The organism is Paenibacillus sp. FSL W7-1279, from assembly GCF_037969845.1.
Classification (GTDB): Bacteria; Bacillota; Bacilli; order Paenibacillales; family Paenibacillaceae; genus Paenibacillus_AQ.
Map to the genome: position 1 here is coordinate 7,354,690 of NZ_CP150215.1, position 26,390 is coordinate 7,381,079.

The following is a 26,390-nucleotide window of genomic DNA, read 5'->3' on the forward strand; positions in this document are numbered from 1 at the left end:
CGTTGCTAGTCTTTTGAAATATTAATTTTGCGGGCAACAGGGGGGGCTTTTTCCTCCTCAATCGTGTCGATGACACTGTCGATCACGGATCGCGATGCAAGCAGCCATTCCTTGACCGCGTTTTTTACATGCTCCTTGGTTTGATGTCGCTCCAGATTTTCCAACAAACGCTCCACTCGAAGCAGATTTTCCATCATTCGTTCCCTCCTAAGCTCTGCGCTTCTCATTGATCTTCAACCTTTCCTTGTGCAGTCAATTCCCGTTTGCCGAAACGGATGATAAGACGGTCCTTCGCATACCTTGCGCCTATAACTTCGCGGCCCATCAGCGTTCTTGGTAGGATGACCTTACGTTTGTAGGCGCCTGCGTCTACCGTCAATTCGTCGCCTGTCTGCGTTAAATCAAGATCCGCCTTTTCGACAAAGGGAATGGAAAGCTCCAGCAGCATATCTCCGTCCTCCTCCCGGATCGTCTCCGTTCTGCCACGATACAGCATGGAAGAAGGAACCTGCTCTCCATAAACGATATCCGCTAATTCCTCAAGAATAGGGAGTCCGATAACTTCCTTTTGCATCATAGGCGCCTTCAGAATCGGAAGCGGCTGAAAGTTCAATACGATTTCTTCCTCGTATTTCTTTTGAATGTCCCGCCAATGCGCGAAGAATCCTTTCCCTGCCTCATCCGGCAGCACCCGATTAACGATAATGGCATCCGTATTGAACCCGAACAGATTCAAATAGGTAAAGGAGCGCTTCGCTTCGGCAAGCACCATCTTCTCAGGATTCAGCACGATCCTGACCGACGTGATCTCCGGATCCAGAACGAGCCGCTGCATTTCCTCCAAGCCGCGTGCTAACCGCTCGATGCTGTCCAGCACGTCATCCGAAGGAAGATCGATATCCTTTACAATTTTGGCCACAGGCCGCACGATCTTGATCAATTTGCGTTCGGTCGGGAATATCTTCTCCAGCCACCAATTCAATACGTTTGGATAGCTAAGCAGCCGCAGCGTCTCTCCGGTCGGGGCGCAATCCACCACCAGTACGTCATATTGCCCGCTTTCAGCATGTTCCTTGATTTTCAGCAAACTGAAAAGCTCCTCCATGCCTGGGAACACAAGCATTTCTTCTGTAGTGACATCTTTAAGCTGCGCTTTGTCAAGTAATTTCGTGATCCAGCCCTGGACGGTTCCCCAATTGCGCTCCGTCTCGCGGATCGCATTCACTTCCTGCCCCCACAAGTTGTCGCTGATTTGGACGGGATCCGGTCCGATCGATACCGCCAGCGAATCTGCTAAGCTATGTGCCGCATCTGTGCTGAGAATAAGGGTCCGTTTGCCTTGTTTGGCCATTTTCACTGCCGTCGCCGCCGCAATACTCGTCTTGCCGACGCCACCTTTGCCTGTGTAGATGATGATCCTCATATCCATCCGCTCCTTTTAGTACGATTTCGTAGTAAATAGCCGGAGGAATCCGGTTTGAACCGGTTATTCCTCAATCTGAATCTTTACAGAGTGACGCTTCTTTTCTTGAAGCGTTACAGGTCCCCCATCCTGGAAGACTCTGGCTGCCTTGAACAGTAGTGTCGTGAATTGCTCCATTTCCTCAGGCGTAAATGCCGTCTCCAACCTGCTCAGCATCGCCATCATGATTTGCTCCCATTCCTTTGCCAGCTGCAGACCTTCCTGCGTCAGCGTGACGAGCTTAACCCGTTGATCTTGTGCAGACGTAGCCCGTGCAATCAAGCCTTTACGTTCAAGCCGTTTAGCTATGCTTGTCATCGAACTTAAAGGTGCCCCCATCTCGGAGGCCAGCTGCGACATCGTCAAATCTCCGCGGAGGAGCAAAATAAGCAGCGTTGACATATCGGAGCGAGTCACTTTTTGTTCAAGCTGAAGCGTATCGGTCATAAAAGCAAACGGACGCAGACCGGTCTTGAGGAAAAGGTCATATAGGTGTTGGATACCGGTCACTCCTTTTCGTACGATTTCGTAATATTACGTCTGCGCCTATTTTAATACGATTTCGTAATAATATCAATCACCTGCCGAATTTTTATACGATGTTTTTATTAGCAGGTAAAACCTACGATTGACAGCACTTCATGCTCAGTGTTACATTGATTTCCAGTCATTACTACGAAATCGTATTAATATGTTACTGGAGGTGCATGGATATGGATTGGAGTAGTATGGTTTTGGCAACGGCCGGTGTCATCGGCGGCGGCACGGCAGTGGCACACGGCATTCTCATGAAACGGGTGATCATTAAGCCGATGGAGACGGTTTTTGAAGCGGATGGGCGAATATCTGCGCCGCTGCGAAGGCTTGGGACGCTGCTTTTACATTTCAGCACATTCAACTGGTTACTCAGCGGGCTCTTTTTGATTGCAGCCGCGATCTGGTTCGGGCAGGAGGCAAGGCTCGTGACGGGCCTGCTAGCCGGCAGTTCTTTTCTGTACGGTGCAATCATCTCTTTTTGGGTAATGCGTCGCCTTCATCCCAGCTGGATCTTGATGACCGTTGCGCTCATTCTGACCGTCTTGGGACTAACGCTGCCATAGGCTCTAGTATATAGCCAGTATTATATATAAACCCGAAATTATGGGACCCAACCAAAAAAATGGTACCTATCCTTCTGATTATGAAATTCGATAGAATAAAGATATTCCTTCGGTGTAAGCGTTTTCCATTACGCGCATAGTCTGGGAGAATCCATATTTTTTTAAGGGAGGGTATTTATGAAGCGATCTCAAATTTCGGAAAGGCGGTATAGGCAAAAGGTATTGAGTTTGTTCTTGGCGGTCATGATACTGGCTGGCATCGGCTTATTGCCGACTTCGAAGGTTCAGGCAGCTGACGCTGCTGGAACCACCATCACCTCGATGTCTTATTTTTCAGCTGCGGACGGACCTGTCATCACAAAATCAGGAGTCGGGCAGGCCAGCTACGGTTTTGTCATGCCGATATTCAACGGAGGCTCTGCCACCTGGAATGATGTTGCCCAGGACCTGGGAGTAAAGGTGAAAGTAAATGGCAGCTGGGTCGATATCGACAGTGTCGGCAGCTTTGTCTATAACCAGAACTGGGGCCACTGGAACGACGGCGGCTTTACCGGCTATTGGTTCACGCTCTCCGCAACAACGGAGATTCAGCTGTACTCCAAAGCCAATGGGGTCACGCTTGAATATTCACTCGTCTTTGAAAACATCAACAAAACTACTATCACGGCGATGACTCCGACTCAAGGACCTCAAATTACGGCAGGTTTTACGGGCGGTGCCGGCTTTACCTATCCGATATTCAATCAGGATCCGGCCATAACCTATGCGGCCGTAGCGGATGATTTGAAAGTGTATGTAAAGCCCGTAAACAGCAGCCAATGGATCGATATTGACAACAACGCAGCCAGCGGCTGGATCTATGATCAGAACTTTGGTCAATTTACCGATGGAGGCGGCGGCTACTGGTTTAACGTAACGGAATCGATTAACGTCAAATTAGAATCGAAGACCTCTTCGGCTAACATCGTGTATACTATCACCTTTAATGAGCCCGTAAGAAACTCTTATGTCCTTACGCCTTATGAAGGAACGACCTTTACAGCTGATGCAAGCGGCGCTATCGGCATCCCGCTGCCTAAGATTGATGGAGGCGCCCCAATCGGTACAGAGCTTGGCAATTTCGTATACCAGATTAACATCAACGGGCAATGGGTGGATCTGGACAATTCAAGCCAGAGCGGATTTGTATACTCGGCAAACGGCTACAATAACATGTCCGATGCCAACCAGTGGGGATATTGGGCCGACCATATCTATGGCCTATGGTTCCAGCCGATCCAGGAGGATATGCAGATCCGTATCGGCTATCCGCTAAATGGGCAGGCAGGTGGAAGTGTGGGCAGCAATTTTGTCAACTATACCTTGATTGGCAACCCGGATGCTCCGCGCCCGGATGTAACCGACCAGGAGGATATTCCGATCGGAACGCCAAGCGACTCTGCCATCGAGGGCATGAATCTCATCTGGCAGGATGAGTTTAACGGGACGACGCTCGATAACAGCAAATGGAATTATGAAACAGGGTATTATCTCAATGATGATCCGAATACCTGGGGTTGGGGCAACTCGGAGCTGCAGCACTATACCAATAGTGCGCAAAATATTTTTGTACAGGATGGAAAGCTTAATATCAAGGCCTTGAATGAGCCAAAATCCTTCCCGCAGGATCCAAATCGGTATGCACAATACTCCTCTGGCAAAATTAACACCAAAGATCATTTCTCCCTCACATACGGCCGCGTGGATTTCCGTGCCAAGCTGCCTACCGGTAACGGCATCTGGCCTGCGCTCTGGATGCTTCCGCAGGATCATGTGTACGGAACATGGGCAGCCTCCGGCGAAATCGATGTGATGGAAGCAAGAGGACGCTTGCCAGGTGCGACGAGCGGCGCCGTACACTTTGGGGGCCAATGGCCGACGAACCGGCATCTTTCCGGTGAGTATCACTTCCCTGAAGGCCAAACCTTTGCCAATGACTATCATGTCTATTCGGTCGTCTGGGAAGAGGACAATATTAAATGGTACGTGGATGGCAAGTTCTTCTTTAAGGTAACCCGCGATCAATGGTATTCCGCAGCCGCGCCGAACAATCCGAACGCCCCATTCGATCAGCCGTTCTATCTCATTATGAACCTGGCGATCGGCGGTACCTTTGACGGCGGCCGGACCCCGGATCCGTCCGATATCCCTGCAACGATGCAGGTGGACTATGTCCGTGTTTATAAAGAAGGGCAAGGCGGTGGCCAGAATCCAGGAAACGTGTCCGTTACCGGCGTAACGGTGAATCCGACCACGGCACAGGTGGAAGTCGGGCAAAGTGTTCAACTAAACGCCAGCGTGGCGCCGTCCAATGCAACGAATAAGCAGGTCACGTGGTCGGTTGCGAGCAGCGGCATCGCATCCGTGAGTGCAAGCGGTCTCGTGACCGGGCTCGCTCCGGGCACGACAACCGTCACGGCGACAACCGCTGACGGTAATAAAACAGCCAGCGCCTCGATTATCGTTGTACCGGCACCGTCCACCGTGATCGTCATCGGTGATGAGGCGAAGGGTCTGAAGAAGATCGGCGATGACCTGCTATTCTATGTCAATGGCGCGACCTTTGCCGATTTACATTATAAGATCAATAATGGCGGGCAATTAAACGTAGCCATGGCCCCAACGGGGAACGGCAACTATACCTACCCTGTCAACAACCTGAAGCATGGTGATACCGTCGAATACTTCTTTACCTATAACCCGGGGCAAGGAGCACTGGACACCCCTTGGCTGACGTATGTTCATGGGGTAACGCAAGGAACACCGGAGTAAACCGGGTAAGTCTTGACAGACATATCGCTGCAGGTAAACAAGGTGCCCGCTCCGGGTTGCAATCGCGCAATGTCAAATTAATCTGGGCAAACAGAAGGCCGTCGACATCATCGACGGCCTTTCTTCAGTTGATCAGCTATGGTTGGTTAGCTGATTCACTTGTCTTCATATTTTTTGCATATAGCTCAATATTACGAATGTACACTCTCTTTACTCACCTGTCTGGAATGCAAGACTTTCATGACGTATCTTGCTTTAGGCTGTGCGACCAACATTTCGCTGATCATTAGGTCATCAAGCGTTTTACACCCACATGCGTTAAGTTTTTGATATACCGATTGATTAAAACCTCAAAGCCTATTACGATTACTTATAAGAATACTTGCCCGAGGCATAGCTATCCTCCAAATAGAAAAAGCACATGGACTGTAAGCCGCGTGAAACGGGATGCCTTCTGAACGTTTTGCACGGCTGTTTATAAATCCGTACATTACGTCCCATACTTAGGTCTATCAACAGGTAAGACGAATGTCTCTAACCGACTCGTTAGTAAGGGGGAACGCAGACACATGGAAAAGGAATTCATACTGACACACAAGCTGTTGACCCTGCTCGATTCCGAATATCGCTGGTTCACCCTTGCCGAGATTGAAGAGCAGATTGGCGTATCGGACAAAACCATCCGTAAAATTATCGATGAAGCCAAGCAGGAGCTTCCTCCTTCCATTCATTTCGAGATTTCGCGGGGAAAAGGCGTCATTCTCCATTATGATAAACGAAATGTCGCGATTGGCGAAGTCATCTCTTCCATGTACAGACAGAGAACCTTCTACCAGCTGCTCGCTGTGCTTTTTGCCGAGGGAGGGCGTTACTCGCTGGAAGAGCTGGCAGACAAGCTGTATATGAGCTCTTCTTCGCTGAAAAAGCTGATCATCCGGCTGAACAACCATGAATTGAAGCCATACCATTTGCGCATTGCGTATTCCATGCCAGAGGTCAAAGGCAGTGAAATCAGTATTCGTTATTTTTACTGGAAAATGTTTTACGATGCCTTTGAATTCTCCGGCTGGCCATTTACCGACATCGACCAAGCCCAGATCCATGAGTACATTACAGCGATCGAGTCGGAGAATGACATCGTGTATTTCCTTAACGCTAAGCGGAGCTTGTCGTTTCTGGCGGCAATCATGATTACCCGAGTGCTGCAGGGCAAATACGCGGATGTTCAGAGCGGGTCATATGACTGGGAGAATCGCATGCTTCACGCCTCTGTTGCCACACTGGCCAGAGCGCTGGAACAGCGGTACGCCATTCATTTGCCGCTGGACGAAATCCGGTTTCTGCAGGCCATGTTCAGCTTGGGCCAATACAATTATTATGATGAAGCGAAAGTCAGCGCGATGTTATCGAGGGAGAAAGCGAATCTGATGCAAATCGAGGAGGAAAAATATCAAATCATCAATGATTTCCTCATGCTGGCGCTTGCCGCGTTCCCTGCGATCGATATGAACGACCGGTTCATCTGGGAAATCGGGGATTTCTTCGAGAAGCTCCGGCTGGAAAATGCGCTTCCCGATCTAATCGCCATCTCGGCAAGCAGCCTGACGGAATATGTCCAAAGGGATTGCCGCCCCATGTATCAAAGCGTAAAGAGCTGCATGCAGGAATGGAGCCAGCGTTACCCCGGCATGCGGTATAACGACTATCATCTGACGAAGCTGACGCTGTTGATCAGCTCCAGCCTGCGCTATAACAGCAAAAAAGCTTTCCTGCTGATCGGCGAGGAATTCTCCATCCGCCATTACGTCGCCAAGCTCATCAAGAATGAAATCGGCGACGAGCTGATCATCAACACCTCCATTATGGAGGGGCTTACCGATGAAATGATTCAGAAGCACGGCATCGATTTCGTGATCAGCACGTTTCCAGTTAAGCTGAATACAGTACCCGTGGTCATTATTTCAACGATACCGACCAAACGGGATTTGGAAAATATCCGCAAGGAATTAATGCAACCATGAGACCTCATGGTTGCATTTTTCCGTTAAGCTCCGTAACTTTCTGGTCTTGGTTATCCCTCCGATTCTGACTATGATGAAGGCAGATCAAAGAATAAAGCGCTTTCTTAAAAGGGAGGCCAGTAAGCAGGAGGAGCAAGATGAGCATACATTTGGGAGCACAACAGGGAGATATCGCAGAACGCGTGCTGCTGCCCGGCGATCCGCTGCGGGCGAAGTTTGTGGCTGAGCACTTTTTGGAGGAGGTATATTGTTACAACGAAGTGAGAGGCATGTACGGGTACACCGGCCTTTATAAAGGCGTTCCCGTTTCTGTCCAAGGTACGGGAATGGGCAACCCGACCATGAGCATATATGCGACGGAGCTGATTCAGGATTACGGGGTCAAAAAGCTGATCCGCATCGGTACTTGCGGCGCCATGCAAAAAGAGCTTCAGGTCCGCGACATCGTTCTGGCCCAAGCCGTATCCTCGGACAGCAATCTGATGGAAAAAATATTTCATGGCTGCAATTACGCGCCAACCGCCGATTACCCCATGCTAAGCAAAGCGCATCAGCTGGCTCAGGAGAAACAGGTCAATGTCTTTGTCGGCAACATCTATAATTCCGATGAATTCTATAGGGAAACGTTGGACCGTCTTCATAAATTCATGGAGTTCGGCGTGCTCGCGGTCGAGATGGAAAGCGCCGCCCTGTACACGCTGGCTGCTAAGTACGGCGTCAGGGCCCTGTCCATATTGACGGTAGGCAGTCATCTGCTGACCAATGAGCGCTCGTCCCATCAAGACAGCGAGAAGTCCTTCCACGACATGGTCGAGGTCGCGCTCCATACCATTTTAGCGGACGAATAGGGATTGCTTGAAAACAAACTTTGCTCTAGGGGGAAAAATCAATGGGAATCAAACGCGGATTTAAATATGATTTTTCGTTGTTGGCCATTTTGTTGATCCCGATCGGGATCGCCATCAATTTTGTCGGGGCGCAAATCATTCTGCTGCTCAAGCTGCCGATTTACCTGAACACCATCGGGACGATTCTGACGGCCATGATCGCCGGTCCTTGGGTCGGTATGATTACGGGGGCCAGCACCAATCTTGTTGTCGGCATAACGAACCCGGTCTCGTTCGCATTTACGCCTGTACAAATGGCCGTCGGTCTGGTGGTCGGCCTGCTCTCGATGAGAGGCATGTATACGAAGCTGTGGAAAGTGATCTTGTCTTCATTCGCAGTCGTACTGACCGTTCTGATCGTGGCTTCTCCGATCCAGGTGCTGATGTTCGGCGGAGCGACCGGCAACTCTTCGGATGCCGTGGTTGCTACATTCCTGGCCTCCGGTCAACAGATTTGGACAGCGGTATTCTCAACCAAAATCCTGGTGGAAAGCGTCGACAAAATCATCAGCAACGTCATTGCCTTTGTCATCGTGATGAAGATGTCCCCAAGATACTTGTCCAAGCTCAATTACGGTGCAGCTTTTATCAAAAAGAAATGACGTATAGTCCGTAATGGATACGCTTTCATAAGGGAGGGGTTTTTGTGAATAACGAACGGTCCCTGTTAAGCCGTCTTTATCCAACAACCAAGTTTATGATTACCATCGCTTTATGTATGGCCGCATTTATCGTGCCCGGCTACGGGTTCAGCTACGCGATTCTGCCGATTTGTATGGTCCTCGCCTACTTTGCCGGCAGCTTTAAGGAGTTTTCCAATCTGGCGATCAAGGCACTGCTGATGATTGTTGTGTTCATCTTTATCCTGCAGAGCTTCTTCTACCCTGGCAACGACATTCTTTGGAGCTGGAGCATCTTCTCCATCAAGCGGGAGGGACTGGAGTTCGCCCTGTTCCTGACATCCAAAATCGTGGCGGTGGCCTCGGCCTTCATTCTGTTCTTCCGCATCACCAAGGTCAAGGATTTAGTCCATTCCCTGGAACAGATCGGCCTGCCGTCCAAAGTAACCTATGTCATCTTGTCCACCTTGCAGCTCATTCCGGAGATGAAAAAGCTGACCCACGTCATTATGGATGCCCAAAAAACACGAGGCGTTGAAACCGAAGGCAAGCTGCTTGTCCGCATGAAGGCCTTCCTGCCCACCCTTAGTCCACTCATCCTCGGATCCGTGGCCAGCACGGAGGAACGGGTACTGACGCTGGAGTCGAGAGCCTTCTCGGCCAATGTCAAAAAGAGCAGCATCTACAAACTGGAGAAAACAAAGCATGACCGGCTGGTTCGAATGCTGCTGGTCGTACTGCTTGCTATCTTAATCGTCTGGAGAGTTGCGCTATGAGTATCATTACGATCAAGAATCTATCCTACCAATATCCGATCAGCGAGTCCGATGCGCTCAAGAACGTGAATGTAACGATCGAAAGAGGCAAGCTGTATGCGCTGATCGGGGCCAACGGAGGCGGAAAAACGACCCTGTGCAACGTCATCCGCGGGTTTATCCCCCACTTCTATATGGGAGATCTGCGCGGCGAGGTGCTGATCGAAGGCAAGGATATCCGCGAATGGGAAATGGGCGAGCTCTCCCAAAAAATCGGCTATGTGTTCCAGAATCCTTTTACACAGATCAGCGGCGTGAAGGATAACGTCTTTGAAGAGATTGCCTTCGGATTGGAAAATTTAGGCATGGATCCCGCACTGATCCGGGAGAAGGTGGATCAGGTCATCAAGATGCTGGAGATCGATTATTTGCGGGAGAAAAACCCGTTCGAGCTCTCCGGCGGCCAGAAGCAGCGGGTTGCGCTCGCTTCCATCATCGTCATGGAGCCAGATGTGCTCGTGATTGACGAGCCGACCTCGCAGCTTGATCCGAAGGGAACGGAAGAAGTGTTCAAGATTATCGAGCTGATGAAGAAGAAGGGGAAAACCATTATTCTCGTCGAGCACAAAATCGAGCTGATTGCCGAATATGCCGACGATGTCATCCTGCTGAATGGGGGTGAAGTGGCCATGCAAGGCAGCTCGCAGGAGATTCTCACCGATGAGCGCGCACTAGCATTCGGAGCTGCACTTCCCCAATATTCACTGTTCGGCCTGGACATGCGCCAACGGGGAATGGATCTTGGCAGCATCCCGTTAACTGAAAAAGAAGCCATGGATGCCGTCAAGACATGGATGAAGAAGGGGGTTAACGCATGAGCTTTCTGACTTTGACGAATGTTTCCTTTGCCTACCCAAACGGCTACAAAGCGGTGGACGGCGTCAATATGTCCTTCCGAAAGGGCGAATCCGTTGCCATCGTCGGCCAGAACGGGGCGGGTAAAACGACCACCGTCAAGATGATGAACGGGCTGCTCAAGCCCTCCGAGGGGGATGTCGTCATCGACGGCTGGAATACACGGGATTATACCACCGCCCAAATATCAAGAAAGGTCGGCTATGTGTTCCAGAACCCGGACGACCAAATTTTTCATAACGACGTGTACAGCGAGATTGAATTCGGTCCCCGCAAGCTGGGCCTATCGGAAGAACAGGTCAAAGCAAACGTCATGAAAGCGGCGGAGCTGGCAGGCGTCGTCCCGTTTCTTAAGGACAATCCGTACAACCTGCCCTACTCCATGCGTAAATTCGTAACGATTGCCTCCGTCATAGCGATGGATTCCAGCGTCATCATTCTGGATGAGCCGACGGCAGGCCAGGATCTTCCGGCTATGGCGCGTCTCGCCCATCTGATCGAGGCTTTAAACCAGGAAGGAAAAACCATCATCACCATCACACATGATATGGAATTTGTCGTGAACAACTTCCAGCGGGTCATCGTCATGGCGAACCGTCAGGTCATTGCGGATGACGACAAGCGGGCCATCTTCTGGAATCTGGATGTGCTGGAGCAGGCGATGCTGAAGCAGCCGCATATCAGCAGGCTCAGCCACTCCCTGGATATCGGCCATAACATCCTGGCAATACCAGAGCTTGCGGACGAGCTTGCCAAGCATAAGTGAGGGAATAGGGGAGTGACAACGATGGAGCAGGTTAAACACATCCTCTTGGATGTGGATACCGGCGTGGATGATGCCCTGGCGCTCATCTTTGCCGTCAAGTCCAATAAGCTGCATATAGAAGGCATTACAACGGTATTCGGCAACGTAGATGTGAAGCAGGCGACGGAGAATACGCTCCGAGTGCTGCAATTGGCGCAGCCCGGCTACGAAATTCCCGTTGCCATGGGAGCGGATGCCCCTTTATTTCGCCCTCGCCGGGAGAACGTCACCGCCATCCATGGAGCCAACGGCCTGGCCGGATATGTACTGCCAAAGGCACGCCAATCGCCGGTGAACGAGAGGGCATCCGATTTCATCGTGCGGAAGGTGCGGGAACAGGCGCATGACATTACGCTTGTCTTCACCGGCAGGTTAACCAATTTAGCGGTGGCGCTCGCCAAGGACCCGTCGATCGCGCAGAAAGCCAAGCTGGTACTGATGGGAGGCGCCATCAAGATGCCGGGCAATATAACACCCGTGTCCGAGGCCAACATCCACGGCGACCCCGAAGCGGCGCATCGGGTGTTCGAGTCCGGAATTCCGATTACGATGGTAGGCCTGGACGTGACCGGAAAGGCGAAGTTCGGCGAGGCTCATTATCAACAACTCATGAGCGGCTTCACGGAGGAACAGGCGGAGTTAAAAGCTTTCATGCATCACATCTTCACCTTCAGCTTTGAGGCAAGCGACCGCTTGAACGAAGGCAGATACCGGCTGATGCATGATCCGCTGGCGCTGGCTGTCGTCGAAGATGCCTCCCTCGTGGAGACGGAGGATTATTACGTCTATATCGAGACAAAAGGACAGATTTCCTCCGGTGCGACGCTGGTAGACTTCAGACGTCCGCAGTCACGGACCAATGCCTCTGTCTGCATGCAGGTTCGTGAAGAAGCATTCATGCAGCATTATATTCGAACGGTGCTGTCATAACCGTCAGAGGAAGGAGCATGATTGATGCATCGAATCGTATTGGATGTGGATACGGGCGTTGACGACGCGTTGGCGATTGCTTACGCTGTCCGATCCTCGGCACTCGATATCCTTGGAATAACGACTTGTTTCGGTAACGTACCGGTGGAGCATGCGACACGAAATACGCTCCATGTGTTGGAGCGGCTTGGCGCAGCCGGGATTCCGGTTGCCATGGGGGAAGCCGCCCCCTTGTTCCATGCCTCGATGAAGTCGCATCCCGTCCAGTTTCATGGCGAGAACGGACTCGGCAACTTGGCATTCCCCGATCCGGCAGCTAAGCCGGTCACAACGTCGGCCGCTGCCTTTATAGTGGATCAAATCCGGCGGTATCCGAAGCAGGTAACGCTGATCTGCGTCGGCCCGTTGACCAATCTGGCCGCAGCCATTCTGCAGGCGCCGGAGATATCATCGCTGGTACGTCAGGTTATCGTGATGGGCGGAGCCGTGGGCGTCGCGGGCAACCGCCGGATGCATGCGGAAGCGAATGTATACTCCGATCCGGAAGCGGCCCAGCTCGTCTTCCAATCGGGAGCTCCGATTACGCTGGTCGGGCTGGACGTGACCATGCAGACCGAGCTCAGTCTGAAGGATATTCAGCGTTGGAGAGACCTGGATTCGGATCTGACCCGCTTCTTGGCCGACATGACTTCCTACTATATTGAAGGCTACCGGGAAGCCTATGGCGATCGGACCGGCTGTGCCCTGCATGATCCACTCGCGGTAGCCGTGGCGATCGACCCGAGCCTGATCGAGGTTCAACCGATGGTACTCCAGGTCGATCTGGAAGGCATCCACTCCTATGGCAGAACCGTTGCCGACCTGCGTCCGCGTTGTACCGACCAGCCGAATGTTAATGTATGTATCGGTGTCGACGCCAAGCGGTTTCAGGAGCATTTTATGGCGACCTTGATGAAATAAGCTGAGCATAAGGAGTGAACGCCGGGTGCGTTCGCTCCTCTTTAGGTTTCCCTCCCTGCTCTCTCCTCCCACTTCTCCCTCAACCCTTTCAAGTCCTCGACAAAGAACCTTAGCAAGTTGGGCCTTCTTCTTACGGCCAGCGGGTGATAGGTAAAGCTAATGGGGATGCCCTGGAACTCATGCCAGCTCCCCCGTAGCTCCTTGACGGTGGCGTTCTCCATCTCGGGGAATAATCCTTCGACTACGACATTCCCGAAGCCGAATAGTACGAGCGGCTGCTTCTGAAGGAGCTGCGCCTGCAGATGCGGCAGGCATGCCGCTCGGGTTGCAGGCTTATCGTAAGCACGGGTTGGCCGGCGTTTCAGCAAATAGGTGACGTAAACCGAGTTTATATCCATGCCTGCTTCCCTCATGCCGAGTTGGAGGGTTTCCCGGGTCCCGCACAAGAACGGATTTCCTTCCCGGTCCTCCCTGGCTCCCGGGTTATCCAGGATCATCATCAGCGTGCCTTGCGGATTACCTTCCCCCCAAATGACGCGATTCCGCTGTTTGCACAATTCGCAGCGTTCACAATGCTGCATATCTTCGGGCGCTTGCTCTTCTGGCAAGATGACGCAGGGATGATTCATTTCCGTAGACATGTAATTCATTCCTTTCTGTCGCACACAATGATTCCATTATGCCCACCTGTCACCTAATGTAAAAAATCCCCTCGCGTATATCCGATCAACCGTATTGTGTTAGTGCCACATTCCCCCATCTCACTTATTCCCTATCCGATGAATGGCCCTGTTATGACCCCTGTTCGCCCTCGTACGGGCATGCCCGCGTCCATTCTTTACACTTTCTTTATACTTTTCTGGTCCAAATATTTATACCTGCTGCTTATCCTAAACTCATCAACATCGAAAGGATGATCACGGATGTCGGATACCATTCTGAAAGCAGCAAACATATCCAAAATATACGGCAAACACAAAGCCCTTGATAAAGTATCAATCGAGATTAAGCGCGGGATGATCTACGGCTTGATCGGGGAGAATGGTGCGGGAAAATCAACGTTTATGCGCATCATCATGGGACTCATCACCATTAACGAGGGCAGCATCGAACTGTTTGGAGCAACAGGCAATCAGGGATTGCAGCGTGCACGAAGAAAAATGGGGCAATCCATTGAAACGCCGGCACTTTATCCGGAATTAACGGCTCGGGAGAATCTGCAAGTCCAAGCGGCAAACGGCGGCGTAAGCGAACGCGAAATCGACGATTTGCTTCGCTTGATGAACCTGGGGAATACCGGCAAGAAGAGAGCCAAGAACTTCTCCTTAGGCATGCGCCAACGGCTGGCGATTGCTTCCACCCTGATTACGAACCCCGAGTTCTTGATCCTGGACGAGCCGACGAACGGTCTCGATCCGTCAGGAATGGTTGAAATGCGCGAAATCATTCAGCGGCTGGTGACCGAACGCGGGATGACCGTCTTGCTATCCAGTCATTTGCTGGATGAGCTTTCACAGGTGGCTACGCATTACGGGATTTTGCATGACGGAAAACTTATCCGTGAATTTTCACGAGAGGAGCTGGCAAACGAAACTCGCCAATACATTGAACTGGAGACAACGGAAGTCCATTCCGCCGTCGTGGTGTTGGACGATCTAGGGATCCGGGACTATGAAGTCATCAACGGAACCGAAATTAATATCTACGAACGCCTCGATGACGTTGCCGCCATCAACCGCTCGCTGGTTTTGGCTGACGTGAACGTTTTGCGAATCGGTACAACCCGACAAAAACTCGAGGATTATTTCTTGCAATTAACAGGAGGTGCCCCCCATGCTTAATCTGCTAACCGCCGAAAAAATCAAATTGCGCCGAAGCAAAAAACTATGGATCGTCCTGGGCATTTTATCTTTGCTTCCGATCTTCCAGGTCGCAAATAGCCTGACGGCCGTGCATTATGGCAACGAGCTCGTCCAGCCCGTTGATACCGTCATTAATGGAGCGACAGGCATTCTGATGATCGAGAAGAATGGATTAACGATTTTACTCGTCATTGGCGCTTTTATCAGTTTCTTGATTGGGGAAGAATTTCAGAATGGGACGATTCGAAATGCGCTTTCTTTAGGACGCAGCCGCACGCATTATTATTTGTCAAAATTGGTGGTAGCCGCGCTCCTCTCGCTCGTTGGTGTCATCATATTGACCGCGCTTGGCATGGTCAGCTTTTCCATCGCGTTTGGTTTCGGCGAAGTTGCCGGGATTAACCATTACTTCAGCTATGCGATCCAAGCGTTTCTCACGCTGTACGTATTAATTCTGTCTAACGTATCGATCTATATGATGATTAGCTTCTTAACCAAAAATAGCGGCATCTCGCTGATTTGGACTTTTATTTATACGATTGCGACTGGCTTTGGCGCACCCATCTTCCTGCAAACCGAGCATTTCAAGCAGCTCACCTACTGGTTTTCGTTATCCTTCTTGTTCTATTCCGATTTCGCCAAATCGGCGGATATCGGCAAGTTCCCTGAGATGATATTGGTCAGTCTCATCACGATCGTGTTATCATCAGCTATAGGAATTCTTCGGTTTACACGAACTGACATAAAGTAGGTCGATATGTATGCCAGCGATATTAATCATTGAAGACGATACAGCCATTCATTCACTCATCAAGGAAGCCTTGGAGCTGCATGGTTTTCAAACGCAAAGCGCCTATTCCGGAACAGAAGGGAAGCTGCTGTTTGAGCACCATCAGGTTGATCTGGTTCTCCTGGATTTGATGCTGCCGGGGATGGATGGAGATGAACTTCTGGAGCACATTCGGCAAAATTCAAACACGCCCGTAATTGTGATCTCCGCAAAAAATGATCAGCATTCGAAATTGGAGCTTTTGACGCACGGGGCCGATGATTACATCACGAAGCCTTTTGATGTGAAGGAACTGCTTGCACGAATTCACATCCAATTGCGCCATGCAGCCAAAGCTTCAGCCGGCCCTATGGATGAAATCCGTTACAAGAATATCAGCGTAAACCTAGACACGCGTGAAGTGACAATCAATGAACAGGCGGTTCATCTTACTGGACGGGAGTACGCCATACTTCTGTTATTCTTAGAGCACCCGCAAAAAGTATTCAGCCGCGCCAATATCTACGAAAGTGTGTGGAACGAGCCATTTTGGGGCAGCGATAAAACGATTAACATGCATATCAGCAATTTAAGGAACAAGCTGAACCTGGATGACACGAATTACATTAAGACCGTATGGGGTATCGGCTTCAAATTCGATTCAGAGGAAGGGACGTGAATGGGATGTGGGGATGGATCTTTGTCTTCCTGGCCTTTGCGTTTCTTCTTTATATTTATTTCTTAAAGCGGGAACTGGGGAAATTAAAACATGCGGTCCAAGAGATTCCAACGAACGCCAGCTATGGCTCCAGACTTTATGTAGATTTTCGCCAAAAGGCAATCATGGAGCTGGTCGATGAATTGAATCAGATGATCGATGCATTTGAAGAAAAAAATCGTGAGGCTAAGCGGATGGAAGAGAATGTGAAGCTATCCATCGCAGGGCTCTCTCATGATTTACGGACGCCCCTCACATCCATCCACGGCTATGTTCAGCTTTTCCATGCAGCCACAGATGAGACAAAGAAGGCGCAATATCTTAAGATTATCGAACATTCTGTACGGCGTCTGATAGAAATGACCGACCACTTTTACGACCTGGCACGCATTGAAATGAATCAAAAGGAACTGGCATGGTCTTCCCTATCTCTCTCCAACCTGGCTGAAGAAATCTTCTTGTCCTTCTATGAACAATTTGAGGAAAAGCAGATTGATCTCCAATTTCCCGAACCAACCCATGACCGTCATATCATTGCAGACCCGTTATTGATGACGCGTGTCATCCAAAATATCGTTCAAAATATCCTTCGTTATGCCAACAGTCAAGCTGTGATCCGTTACCGGGATGAGGGCAACGATCTAATACTTAGCGTTAAAAACGATATCAAACCCGACAGCAAAGTTGCCATTGAGAAGGTATTTACGCGTTTCTATACCGAGGTCGCCAGCAGAACGAACACGGAATCCAGCGGGATCGGCCTTTATCTGTCTAAACAGTTAGTTGAGAAGATGAACGGGAAAATGGATGCCGCGCTGCAGGACGGCTGGTTTATCCTTAACATCCGTCTTCCCATCCATCGAAGTTAAATTTGATCTAAACCTTATTCATTGTATGGTCCAAGGGATGATTGTCCGAGAACAAATCCGGATTGTCCTTAAGCATGTCCGTAATGACATCCGCCACCGCGGCCGCATCGCATACCCGGACAACGGCATCGCCAAGATGCCCCTTATGCATCGCGCCCCGACTTTCCAGAACCTCATCGACCTTCCAGAAATGTTCCGACCACGATAACCCGCAATGTCTGCGGGAAGGCACCGGGATTTCCGTTCCATCCGGTAAAACCGTGTACAGCTTCTCATGATCATCCGTTAACCTGCCCGGAATGTCCACCCACTCTTCGACTCCATGAATAAAAGTGTTGCGCTTTAAATCGACCCCAACTAACAAGATGGTCGCCCTTCGGTCGAGCAGCTTCCCCCAGGCAGAACCTCTAGCGCATGGCGTGTCGAAACGATGATCGTCGTTTGTGAACGCTTTGGCATCCTGACCCAATGCCGCCACGGAATGAGTAGGGTGCAGCGAACGCACCACACCAGGCCGTTTGCGGAAAAGCTCGGGTAAGATCCCGACACAAGAAGGTGACTGATCCACGTAAAATTTCGGATTATCCGCATTGATATAAGACCACGTGTGGGTGGGCAGCACCAGCAGCCCTTCTTTCATATACGCTGTGAGTGCATCGAGAACCGTGTCCGCGCCACCCTCGACCGGCCCCATACTCTTCATCGAAGAGTGGACCAACAACGTCCCTTTGCCGTCAATGCCCAGCTGCTCTAATTGCTTCATTAAGCTTTCCCATGTATACATGTTCTTCTCCTTCCACGCCAGGATATCAAAATCTGGCTGCCACTATTATTTTTCGATGATTTCCCAGTGCAGCTCGGCGGATGTATCGGTTAATAATTGCTGAAGCGATGCATGAGCATGCTCGACCGTGTGCGCCGCAGCTCCTTGCCGCTGTTCCTCATAAATGGTGATCACCCATCAACTCTCCATTGGATAGGCTTTTTACTTAAGATACGTCCATGATATAGAGGGGTGGGGATATTTTCAATGTTTCTATGAATATTGGTTCCAAAGTTGCCAGCTTCGCCTCTTTACGCCTAATCGGTTACAAATACTTTCTTCTATACATCAGGGTAATTTGATCCGCTATATATTCTGCGCTATGCTCGGTACCATCCTTAATCCACCACATAATAATCCCGAGAAGTGATGATGCCACAATATCAACGGAGGCAACTCGACTTGTGGAATGGATGTTTCTTGCGTCTCTGCGTTGTTTGATCGTATTTTTCAACAGGTTCGACAAGTGGGTTTTGAAGCCCGTATGCTCAACCAATACAGCGAAAATTTTCCGGTATTCATAAAAATAATTTAAAAATGCAATCAGCTTCTCCCGTTCGTTTCGGCTCTTCACTTGTAATAGCGGCTCGACTTTCATGGACAGGTCGTCAAAGATCTCATGCACGATCTGACGCAGCAAATCGTTAATATCCTCATAATGCAAATAAAACGTGGCACGATTTAGCTCTGCGCGAGTTGCAATTTTTCGGACGGTCAATTGAGAGATTTCCAGATTGTCGGCCAGTAATGAAAAAACGGCCTGCTTCAGCAGCTTTTTGGAGCGAATGGCTCGTGGATCCATCCTTTTATGTTCAGGCATGTCATCCCTCGATTATCGTTTATTTGTCACTTCATCGACCGATCTTCCCGTTCTGTCGTTTAGTCGACAATTTCAGCAGAATTGCAAATAGGAATCACTCTTCGATGCTGATAAGATATATTTTATTGACACTATGTCGAAAAAGCAATGAAGAGAGGACAGCACCATGCAAGAAGACATAAAGAAAATAAATAAAGGGATATTACTAACCATCTTGATCCTTGGTTGTTTCTTATCCACGCTCAATCAGACGCTGTTAAATGTAGCCTTGAGCAATCTAATGGGTGTATTTGATGTCACGGCAGCCACCGTACAATGGATTTCAACGGGGTTTATGCTGGTTAACGGGATATTGATCCCGATTACGGCCTATTTAATGAAACGCTTTACTACGCGTCAATTATTTATAAGCGCCATGTTGTTTTTATTAATCGGTTCAATCATCTGCGCGGCGGCACCAAGCTTTGTTGTGCTCATGTTAGGACGGATGATTCAAGCTGCCGGTGCGGGAATTGTCATGCCGCTCATGATGAGTGTTGTGCTCGCCATCTTTCCCGTGGAAAAACGCGGCAGCGCTATGGGACTGCTGGGACTGGCCATGATTTTCGCTCCGGCCATCGGCCCGACGCTCTCGGGATTTATTGTCGAATACCACTCTTGGCGGTGGTTATTTATCGGTCTCATCCCGCTTGTCATCATGGTCATCGCATTGGCATTCAAGTATTTGGTCAATGTCTCCGAAGCGGCCAAGTCGAAGCTTGATGTAGGCAGCGTTCTTCTATCAACCGTTGGATTCGGCTTTATTTTATACGGCTTCAGCAGTGCAGGCAGTAAAGGCTGGGACGATGCCATGGTCATCCTGTCCTTAGCCATCGGGATCGTGGTCACGGCCATATTCTGTATGCGGCAAGTCAGGTCCGATGATCCCCTGTTGAACCTGTCTGTCTTCAAAAACAAAATCTTTACGTTAACGTCTCTTATTAACGTATTAGTCACGATGTTGATGTACGCGGACATGATCTTACTGCCTATTTATCTGCAGGATGGTCGCGGTTTTACGGCATTCGATGCAGGACTGCTCTTATTGCCGGGTGCGGTTGTCAATGCGCTGATGTCACCGGTCACCGGCAGGTTATATGACCGTTTCGGTGCGAGGCCGCTGTTCATCATTGGTTTGCTGTTTATTATTCCATCGATGTGGGCGGTAACAGATTTATCTGAGTCAACCACGTATATGTATTTGATGATTCGTACCATTTGCTTGCGAATCGGATTAAGCTTCATCACCATGCCACTCAATACGGCCGGACTCAATGCACTGCCCAAACACCTCGGTACGCACGGTACCGCGGTGAATAATACCGTTCGCCAAATTGCCGGCGCCATTGGTACTGCCGTCGTGATTACGATTTATACCGTGCAGGCAACAAGCCATGCAGCTGATGTGATGCAGAACAATCCTACAACGACTGCTGAGCTCCTTAAATCCCTTACATCCATCATAGGGGCAAGCGACGCCTATTCCTTCATGATGATTCTGGCCGTCATCGCATTTGTTATCACATTTTTTATGCCTATGAAAAACAAAACCAAGATCGAACAAAAGCAATCGTAGTTAGCAACAAGGTCCTTTGACGAACTATCCGTGCAGCAGGATATGAACAAAAAAAGCCATTCCTTAATAGGAGTGGCTTTTCCTATGATTTGACGCTAGGTTTAACCATGACATTTGAAATAGTGTAAATCCGAAATCGCTCGCCTTTTCAACCCTACGTTCGCCGATCCTCTTCCGAACCGGGATCGTTTCCCCTATCCAAATCGCTGCGTTTTGTACCACTTGGCTTTTCTCCCTGTTACTTTGTCTACAACAAACGAATAGAGCGCGCGCAGGGAAATGAGCAGAAATAGCTGAGCATACGTGAAATACGATAGGCAGGACAGAATGAAATTCTGGGTTGTGCTTTGCCCGACATCGGTTGCCAGCGCCAGATTAATCTGCAGCACAAATAGGTAATACATCAATCCCCAAGCCACCATCAGGTAGACGTATACATCATCGGCAAACTGGAACGGTGACACCACATCCGGATTGAACAGCGCAATCACCCAGTAGGCCAAGTTGACAACGATGATGATATCCGACACGATAATGGATAATAAAAACCAGAAATAACTCGCCGCGTAGTACAGCACTTGCAGCTTGATCCGCCAGCTTGACCGATTAAACAAATGATGGATGTTCTCGATCACGACCGAAAAATTCCCCTTGGCCCATCGTTCCCGCTGCTTCAAATACACGCTGAGCTGCTCCGGCTCCTGCTGATAAGCTTCCGCCTGAGGTGCCAGGGCGATCAGTTGTCCCCTTGTCATAATCTCGAACGAGATGGCCGTATCCTCTGTAATGGCCTCCGTATCCCAGCCGCCGATCTCGCGCATCAGCTCCGTTTTCACAATAAAATTCGTTCCCGGAATCGTCCCCAGCTTAAACAGCTCCCACAATCCGGTATGATAGATTCGCTGCGCGGTCACAAGCTCGAGATTAATGCATTTGGAGAGGAAATTCTGCCCGCGGTTTCTGGCCTTGTTCCGTCCAAATACCGCTCCGTAGGTTTCAGGGTCTTCCATTGCTTTTTCGATTAAGAAGTACAAGGCGTTCCGCTCCGGTGCCGCATCCGCGTCAAAGATACAAATCCACTCGTTCTTCGCATACTCCAGCGCATCATTAAGCGCTCCGGACTTGCCGCCCGTTCCTGTACGTTCAAAGATCATAAAATCCCGATCTCGATACGCTTCCTTGCTTCTCAAAGCCTTCAATTTACCGGCAGTATCATCACTGCAGTTATCGGCAATGACAATGAGCTGCACCTTATCCTTCGGGTAATTAAGCCGCAAAATATTTTCCGCCGTTGCCGCGATCACCAATTCTTCATTGTGCGCAGGCACCATGACGGTTACCTTAGGGAAATGCTCCATCTCATCCACATCAGGAATGGTCCACTCCCTACGGCTCTGCCTGAAAATAAACCGGACCGCTCCCCCCATAATCAGGATCGACTCCAACACGGCAGCCCAAATGCTAACAATACAAAACATTAATAATAAGTCAGCCACGAATCTTCCTCCGGTCGTATTTTCGATGTACGCGAACTCGAAGGGCCATCGTTGCAATGAACAGCCCCAGTACCGCAAGGGTAAACATCAGGCTGATGATTTTGCAAAGCGGAATAAACCATTCGCTGTAAGACATTTCTTCCTCCTCCTGCCGCTTAACTAAATATATTGGCCATGATTTATATATACTCTCCGATCAAATCGGTCTCCGTATTGCGTTCGAGTGCGGCAATGACAGCATCCGCATCTTCATATTTACTGAACTGCTCCTTAGCAAACACCAGCGCTCCCGTACGGATTACCAGCTTCAGCTCCCCGCCTTTCCGGTCCTGGAACGGCATGTCCATCAGCGCGTGCTTGATCCGGTCCGTCAATGCCTTTAGATACTCCTGGTTCGTCATGGGGAGCAGCACGACAAATCGCCCCTCATCAAGGCCAAACTTGTAATCCTCGTAACGAATATGATTCCGTATCCCTTCTGATAAGGAAGCGAGCAGCTGAGCGTAGCCTTGAGAACCGAGGGATTCCCGCACCATCGGCAGAAATTCGATTTTAAACATGGCCAGGCAGAAGTTATACGTATCCGAATAACGATTGGCCAAGTTGGACTGCTTGATCAGCGTTTCTTTAAAGGCTCCCTTATTGCCCAGCGAGGTTGCCAAGTCCACTTCCGGGTTCCTTCGCTGCAGCTCCTCAAGCCGCTCCATCAGCCGTTTATTGCGAATCAGCCCGGATTTGATAAATGTGGCCGCGGCCACGTTGGCCGGCAGCAGCCATAGCCAGGAGATGGACAGCACATCGACCTCGGCATACGTCGTAAGCCATACAAAATAAGCAACGATATAAACAAAAATACTAACGACAGAGACCCCGGGAGGAACCAAGAAACCGAGCAGCAGAGCCGCAAGGCATCCGACACTGAATCCCAGTTCAAGCAGCGTAAAAGACGAGTCTCTAAAGACATTAATATAGAGCAGCAGCTCCTGCAGGAGCGCTAAACCAATCAGCAGTACGTATCCCCAGACCATGCGCTGGATCAATTTTTTATTTTCCATGTCCACCTCGTTGAAAAGCATATTCGCCTAATAAAGGAAGCAAGTTATCAAAAATATGCGTATTTTTTCCGAATACATATCCTCCGGGATAACGTGCGTCCTTTCCCTTGAAGGTTTGCATCCGTTTGTACAGTTTTGCTGCAAATGGCCTGTCTCCCCTTTGAAGCGCAAAGTTGATCGCAAGGCCATACACCGACGGAGACTCGTAATTTACCGCAGCCTTTCGGTCGGCCCGTGTATACTGTCCCGCCAATTTCCCCGCCTGCCCGAACTCCTTCTTCAGAAATTGGTGCAGCGGCGCTTGGTCCCTTCCCGTTTCCCCGGCATACATCGCAATCAGCAGCTGATCGATTAAATTCACCTTAGCTTCATAGGTATACTCCCTGGTCACTACATTAAAGGACTTGGGATAGAACACACCGTCATCCGGCATGTTCCGAAGCAGGGAATGATATCGAATGTACGTTTCCTCTTCCAGTAGTCCTTCTTGCAGGAGCCCTTGTAGTGCCGGGAGATCCACATAGGGCAGACTCAGCGTATCGGGCATTTCCTGCCTGGAGAAATCGTAGAAATCCACCAGATACCCGTTATTTTGGGACCTGTTTAGCAAGGTTTCAGAAAGCTCCCCGGCTGTCTCCTTCCATTCGGAATGGCCCTTCCATATCCGGGCACCTTCCAGCAGAGCCCCGATAATCCGCAAATCGTCGCCAAGCGCGTTCGTGCTGACTTGGGCCTTTCCTTCGGGATTGAGTTTCCACGCAATATAATGGCGATCCGCTATAAAATAGCGGGTTAATATGTCATAACTCTTCTCAAACTCGGCAAGATCGCGGCTTTCCAGCGCTGCCTGCATCCAAAACCCAAGAGATTCGGAGAGCGCCTCTCGCCCTGCTGCCAATTCAGGATTGACCGACTGAGCTTCCTGTAAATAGGTAGCCAGCGTGCCATTCGGGTTGGTCATGTTCATCGTAATAAAACGTTTCGTTGAAATATCCCCCTTGGCTTGGATCAAGTATCCCCCGATTCCCAAGGCGGCGCTTAACAATATAGCAAGCCCTATCCATAAGACTTTGTGTCCACTTCGCATGTTCAAACCGCATAACCTCCATTCACTCAGGAGTAAACCCATATGCCAAAAAGAGCATCTGCACCTAGAGTTCTAACCCCCTCGCGAATTGTATCATTCCATTCTGTACAAAAACTGTACAGGTTAGGAGCTTGTAGGAAAGCATTAAAAAGACCGAGCCTGGAGGCTCGGTCTTTTTAGCCATTTTCAGTTATTGAACATTGTCTTTGGGTACTGATACGAACAGATGAGTTAAGCAACAGGTATTTGAGGACCGGTAAAAGAAGCATCTCGACCAAGAAATCTAACTTAATGTGTTGATTGGAAATAATAAGGAAGGAGCATGCCTCGGCAGCTCCTTCCTTACTCATAACAGTCTATTTTCAACTAAGCCAAATTTCGGCGGTCTAATGATTTCCCGCTTAATTCAACTGATCGTCCAACATTGCGTCGATGACTTTCAATATCTTTTTTTGCTCATTTTCGCTTCTGCTTCGGAGCTTGTTCACAATTTCTGCAAGTGTAGACTTGCTCGCCTCTTCGCTAACAGGCTGGATATAATTAAAAAACTCCACCATCGAAAGATCGAGCGCATTCGCAATTTTATTCAGTACCACAATGGAACAAACTTTTTCGGAACGCTCCAGCTTACCAATATAAGTTTCGTGTACCTCAGCCTTACTTGCAAGCTCCTCCTGGCTTAGTCCACGTAGTTTTCGGAAGTGCCGAATGCCTTCCCCTACCATCTTCATCAAATCACTCACAGCGATCACCCTAAGCAAACCATAGACCAGCCATATCATTACTCCAAGATACTATAGTGTTTAATTTTTAAAAAAATACCCTATAGGGATTTTAAATTGTTATAATAAGATTGCCCTTTTTCCAAAAAAATATAACTCAATGGCCCGAAATAAGGCTACATGGAGCTTTAAGAAAGGAATGAGTCCCATTAGAGTGCTATGTATATTCCCTGACAACTCAACGACGGATATTTACGTATCCGAAGTTGGAGAATTTCTTCGTATCACAAAATTAGTAAACGGAATAACGATGGAAGGTACCCATTACAGTGTGGCGCATACAGAACTTATTGTTGAAAAAGAAACTTTCTATATTTCAGTGCTATTAATGCATAGCCATGTGAAATAAGCCGTGATTCATAAAACCTTAGAGATATTATCGAGTTTTCAAAAAAATCCGCTCTATCAACCAAAAAAGTTCTTCGAAGCCCGCTTTTATGCGAGAATCGAAGAACTTTTTTTAGCGGCTTCTCAGGACATGCTCGATTCGCTTATCCGGCATGAACCAGATCACGGCAACGAGCACGAAAAAGAAACCGGATATCCAAACACTCACGTATGCGGTCAAGGCAGCAGTCAAGTAGAGTAAAGGAGATAGTTTCCCCTTCCAATCTTTACCCATCGCTGCGACGAATGAGGAATCACCGGAGTGCTGGTTCATAATCATATGCTGAAGCAGCCAGTATGATAACGCCGCTAGTAGTAGAATAATACCGTACAGCGCTGTCGGAGTAGGTGCAAAATGGCTTTCCCCCATCCAAGCCGTCGTGAACGGCACAAGGGATAGCCAGAAGAGAAGCAGCAAGTTAAGCCACATCAACCGCCCGTTCATTGTTCGAACCATATGCAACAGATGATGATGATTGTTCCAGTAGATGCCGATATACACGAAACTGAAGATATAGCTGACAACTTTCGGGCCAAGCTCGATTAGCGCGTGCCAGTCATGGCCTTCCGGCACTTTGAATTCCAGCACCATGATCGTAATAATAATGGCCAGCACGCCATCGCTGAATGCTTCCATCCGGTTTGCTTTCAATGCGTCTCACCTATTCCCCTCGCTTCATGTTGTCCCAGTCCCCAGGGTTGCCTCCCACCTGGTTCGATGAGATCTATAATGTCCATTATAGAGATCGTTTGTCCTGAGTCTAGCTACTTTTCACCTGAATTTGGGGAAATGACCTTTGCACGGGTAAAAATGTGAACTTCTAGCCCTCACCTATGGTTG

At 49.4% G+C, this 26,390-nt stretch carries 28 protein-coding genes; 15 read left to right on the forward strand and 13 right to left on the reverse strand.

Annotated elements, in window-relative coordinates:
• Positions 1-5: 5 nt before the first annotated feature.
• From MKY82_RS33265 to MKY82_RS33275, 3 genes are all read right to left on the reverse strand, one after another.
• On the reverse strand, positions 6-197 hold the full coding sequence (locus tag MKY82_RS33265) for a hypothetical protein (protein WP_339295185.1): 192 nt from the start codon (positions 195-197) through the stop codon (positions 6-8).
• A gap of 26 nt (positions 198-223) precedes the next feature.
• Positions 224-1,423, reverse strand: coding sequence for an ArsA family ATPase (locus MKY82_RS33270; RefSeq protein WP_339295186.1), 1,200 nt, complete (start codon positions 1,421-1,423; stop codon positions 224-226).
• A 63-nt stretch (positions 1,424-1,486) separates the two neighbouring features.
• Positions 1,487-1,972: a MarR family transcriptional regulator gene (locus MKY82_RS33275; RefSeq protein ID WP_233354695.1), complete on the reverse strand. Its 486-nt coding sequence runs from the start codon at positions 1,970-1,972 to the stop codon at positions 1,487-1,489.
• A gap of 203 nt (positions 1,973-2,175) precedes the next feature.
• On the opposite strand from MKY82_RS33275, the gene MKY82_RS33280 reads away from it, so the two are divergent.
• From MKY82_RS33280 to MKY82_RS33325, 10 genes are all read left to right on the forward strand, one after another.
• Positions 2,176-2,562 carry a hypothetical protein gene (locus tag MKY82_RS33280; RefSeq protein WP_339220664.1) on the forward strand — a complete coding sequence of 129 codons (387 nt, stop codon included), beginning with the start codon at positions 2,176-2,178 and terminating at the stop codon, positions 2,560-2,562.
• Positions 2,563-2,739: 177 nt separating this feature from the next.
• Positions 2,740-5,373 (forward strand): family 16 glycosylhydrolase, encoded by a 2,634-nt coding sequence (locus MKY82_RS33285; protein ID WP_339295187.1) that lies wholly within the window; start codon positions 2,740-2,742, stop codon positions 5,371-5,373.
• Between the two features lie 569 nt (positions 5,374-5,942).
• Positions 5,943-7,394 (forward strand): helix-turn-helix domain-containing protein, encoded by a 1,452-nt coding sequence (locus MKY82_RS33290; protein ID WP_339295188.1) that lies wholly within the window; start codon positions 5,943-5,945, stop codon positions 7,392-7,394.
• 137 nt (positions 7,395-7,531) lie between these two features.
• A complete protein-coding gene (deoD, locus tag MKY82_RS33295) occupies positions 7,532-8,242 on the forward strand; it encodes a purine-nucleoside phosphorylase (RefSeq protein WP_194540194.1) in 711 nt (236 codons plus the stop codon).
• Between the two features lie 41 nt (positions 8,243-8,283).
• Positions 8,284-8,883, forward strand: coding sequence for an ECF transporter S component (locus MKY82_RS33300; RefSeq protein ID WP_015738050.1), 600 nt, complete (start codon positions 8,284-8,286; stop codon positions 8,881-8,883).
• Positions 8,884-8,927: 44 nt separating this feature from the next.
• The gene (locus tag MKY82_RS33305; protein WP_339220671.1) at positions 8,928-9,677 is read left to right on the forward strand and encodes an energy-coupling factor transporter transmembrane component T; all 750 of its coding nucleotides are present in this window, start codon (positions 8,928-8,930) and stop codon (positions 9,675-9,677) included.
• Complete coding sequence (locus tag MKY82_RS33310; RefSeq protein WP_339295189.1) at positions 9,674-10,534, forward strand: ABC transporter ATP-binding protein; 861 nt, start codon at positions 9,674-9,676, stop codon at positions 10,532-10,534. Before MKY82_RS33305 ends, MKY82_RS33310 begins: the two co-directional genes overlap by 4 nt.
• Positions 10,531-11,337, forward strand: coding sequence for an ABC transporter ATP-binding protein (locus MKY82_RS33315; RefSeq protein ID WP_194540197.1), 807 nt, complete (start codon positions 10,531-10,533; stop codon positions 11,335-11,337). The genes MKY82_RS33310 and MKY82_RS33315 overlap by 4 nt, the downstream gene beginning before the upstream one ends.
• Positions 11,338-11,358: 21 nt before the next feature.
• Positions 11,359-12,306 carry a nucleoside hydrolase gene (locus MKY82_RS33320; protein WP_194540198.1) on the forward strand — a complete coding sequence of 316 codons (948 nt, stop codon included), beginning with the start codon at positions 11,359-11,361 and terminating at the stop codon, positions 12,304-12,306.
• 24 nt (positions 12,307-12,330) lie between these two features.
• Positions 12,331-13,266 carry a nucleoside hydrolase gene (locus MKY82_RS33325; protein ID WP_339295190.1) on the forward strand — a complete coding sequence of 312 codons (936 nt, stop codon included), beginning with the start codon at positions 12,331-12,333 and terminating at the stop codon, positions 13,264-13,266.
• A gap of 41 nt (positions 13,267-13,307) precedes the next feature.
• Here the strand turns inward: MKY82_RS33325 and MKY82_RS33330 are convergent, their stop codons facing one another.
• Entirely contained in the window at positions 13,308-13,907 is a 600-nt protein-coding gene (locus tag MKY82_RS33330) for a uracil-DNA glycosylase (protein ID WP_339295191.1), read from the reverse strand.
• 282 nt (positions 13,908-14,189) lie between these two features.
• On the opposite strand from MKY82_RS33330, the gene MKY82_RS33335 reads away from it, so the two are divergent.
• From MKY82_RS33335 to MKY82_RS33350, 4 genes are read left to right on the forward strand one after another with little or no spacing between them, the layout of a single operon-like run.
• Entirely contained in the window at positions 14,190-15,107 is a 918-nt protein-coding gene (locus MKY82_RS33335; protein WP_113057970.1) for an ATP-binding cassette domain-containing protein, read from the forward strand.
• A complete protein-coding gene (locus tag MKY82_RS33340) occupies positions 15,100-15,879 on the forward strand; it encodes an ABC transporter permease (protein WP_194540201.1) in 780 nt (259 codons plus the stop codon). The genes MKY82_RS33335 and MKY82_RS33340 overlap by 8 nt, the downstream gene beginning before the upstream one ends.
• Before the next feature lie 10 nt (positions 15,880-15,889).
• The gene (locus MKY82_RS33345) at positions 15,890-16,576 is read left to right on the forward strand and encodes a response regulator transcription factor (RefSeq protein ID WP_194540202.1); all 687 of its coding nucleotides are present in this window, start codon (positions 15,890-15,892) and stop codon (positions 16,574-16,576) included.
• A 5-nt stretch (positions 16,577-16,581) separates the two neighbouring features.
• The gene (locus MKY82_RS33350; protein ID WP_194540203.1) at positions 16,582-17,484 is read left to right on the forward strand and encodes a HAMP domain-containing sensor histidine kinase; all 903 of its coding nucleotides are present in this window, start codon (positions 16,582-16,584) and stop codon (positions 17,482-17,484) included.
• A 7-nt stretch (positions 17,485-17,491) separates the two neighbouring features.
• Here MKY82_RS33350 and MKY82_RS33355 read toward each other — a convergent pair whose 3' ends face one another.
• From MKY82_RS33355 to MKY82_RS33365, 3 genes are all read right to left on the reverse strand, one after another.
• Positions 17,492-18,268, reverse strand: a complete 777-nt coding sequence (locus MKY82_RS33355) for an AAC(3) family N-acetyltransferase (protein ID WP_339295192.1) — start codon at positions 18,266-18,268, stop codon at positions 17,492-17,494.
• A 45-nt stretch (positions 18,269-18,313) separates the two neighbouring features.
• On the reverse strand, positions 18,314-18,442 hold the full coding sequence (locus MKY82_RS33360; RefSeq protein ID WP_267907808.1) for a hypothetical protein: 129 nt from the start codon (positions 18,440-18,442) through the stop codon (positions 18,314-18,316).
• Positions 18,443-18,572: 130 nt separating this feature from the next.
• Positions 18,573-19,127 carry a TetR-like C-terminal domain-containing protein gene (locus tag MKY82_RS33365; RefSeq protein WP_220687101.1) on the reverse strand — a complete coding sequence of 185 codons (555 nt, stop codon included), beginning with the start codon at positions 19,125-19,127 and terminating at the stop codon, positions 18,573-18,575.
• 166 nt (positions 19,128-19,293) lie between these two features.
• On the opposite strand from MKY82_RS33365, the gene MKY82_RS33370 reads away from it, so the two are divergent.
• Positions 19,294-20,742, forward strand: a complete 1,449-nt coding sequence (locus tag MKY82_RS33370) for a DHA2 family efflux MFS transporter permease subunit (RefSeq protein WP_220687100.1) — start codon at positions 19,294-19,296, stop codon at positions 20,740-20,742.
• A 194-nt stretch (positions 20,743-20,936) separates the two neighbouring features.
• Here the strand turns inward: MKY82_RS33370 and MKY82_RS33375 are convergent, their stop codons facing one another.
• The 6 genes from MKY82_RS33375 to MKY82_RS33400 form a co-directional block, all read right to left on the reverse strand.
• On the reverse strand, positions 20,937-22,238 hold the full coding sequence (locus MKY82_RS33375) for a glycosyltransferase family 2 protein (protein WP_220687099.1): 1,302 nt from the start codon (positions 22,236-22,238) through the stop codon (positions 20,937-20,939).
• Positions 22,231-22,374: a hypothetical protein gene (locus tag MKY82_RS33380; protein WP_220687098.1), complete on the reverse strand. Its 144-nt coding sequence runs from the start codon at positions 22,372-22,374 to the stop codon at positions 22,231-22,233. The genes MKY82_RS33375 and MKY82_RS33380 overlap by 8 nt, the downstream gene beginning before the upstream one ends.
• Positions 22,375-22,417: 43 nt before the next feature.
• Entirely contained in the window at positions 22,418-23,293 is an 876-nt protein-coding gene (locus tag MKY82_RS33385) for a diguanylate cyclase (protein WP_339220689.1), read from the reverse strand.
• Positions 23,283-24,380, reverse strand: coding sequence for a glycosyl hydrolase (locus MKY82_RS33390; RefSeq protein ID WP_339296741.1), 1,098 nt, complete (start codon positions 24,378-24,380; stop codon positions 23,283-23,285). The genes MKY82_RS33385 and MKY82_RS33390 overlap by 11 nt, the downstream gene beginning before the upstream one ends.
• Before the next feature lie 401 nt (positions 24,381-24,781).
• On the reverse strand, positions 24,782-25,123 hold the full coding sequence (locus MKY82_RS33395; RefSeq protein ID WP_194540210.1) for a helix-turn-helix transcriptional regulator: 342 nt from the start codon (positions 25,121-25,123) through the stop codon (positions 24,782-24,784).
• 499 nt (positions 25,124-25,622) lie between these two features.
• Positions 25,623-26,201, reverse strand: coding sequence for a TMEM175 family protein (locus MKY82_RS33400; protein WP_339295193.1), 579 nt, complete (start codon positions 26,199-26,201; stop codon positions 25,623-25,625).
• Positions 26,202-26,390 lie beyond the last annotated feature (189 nt).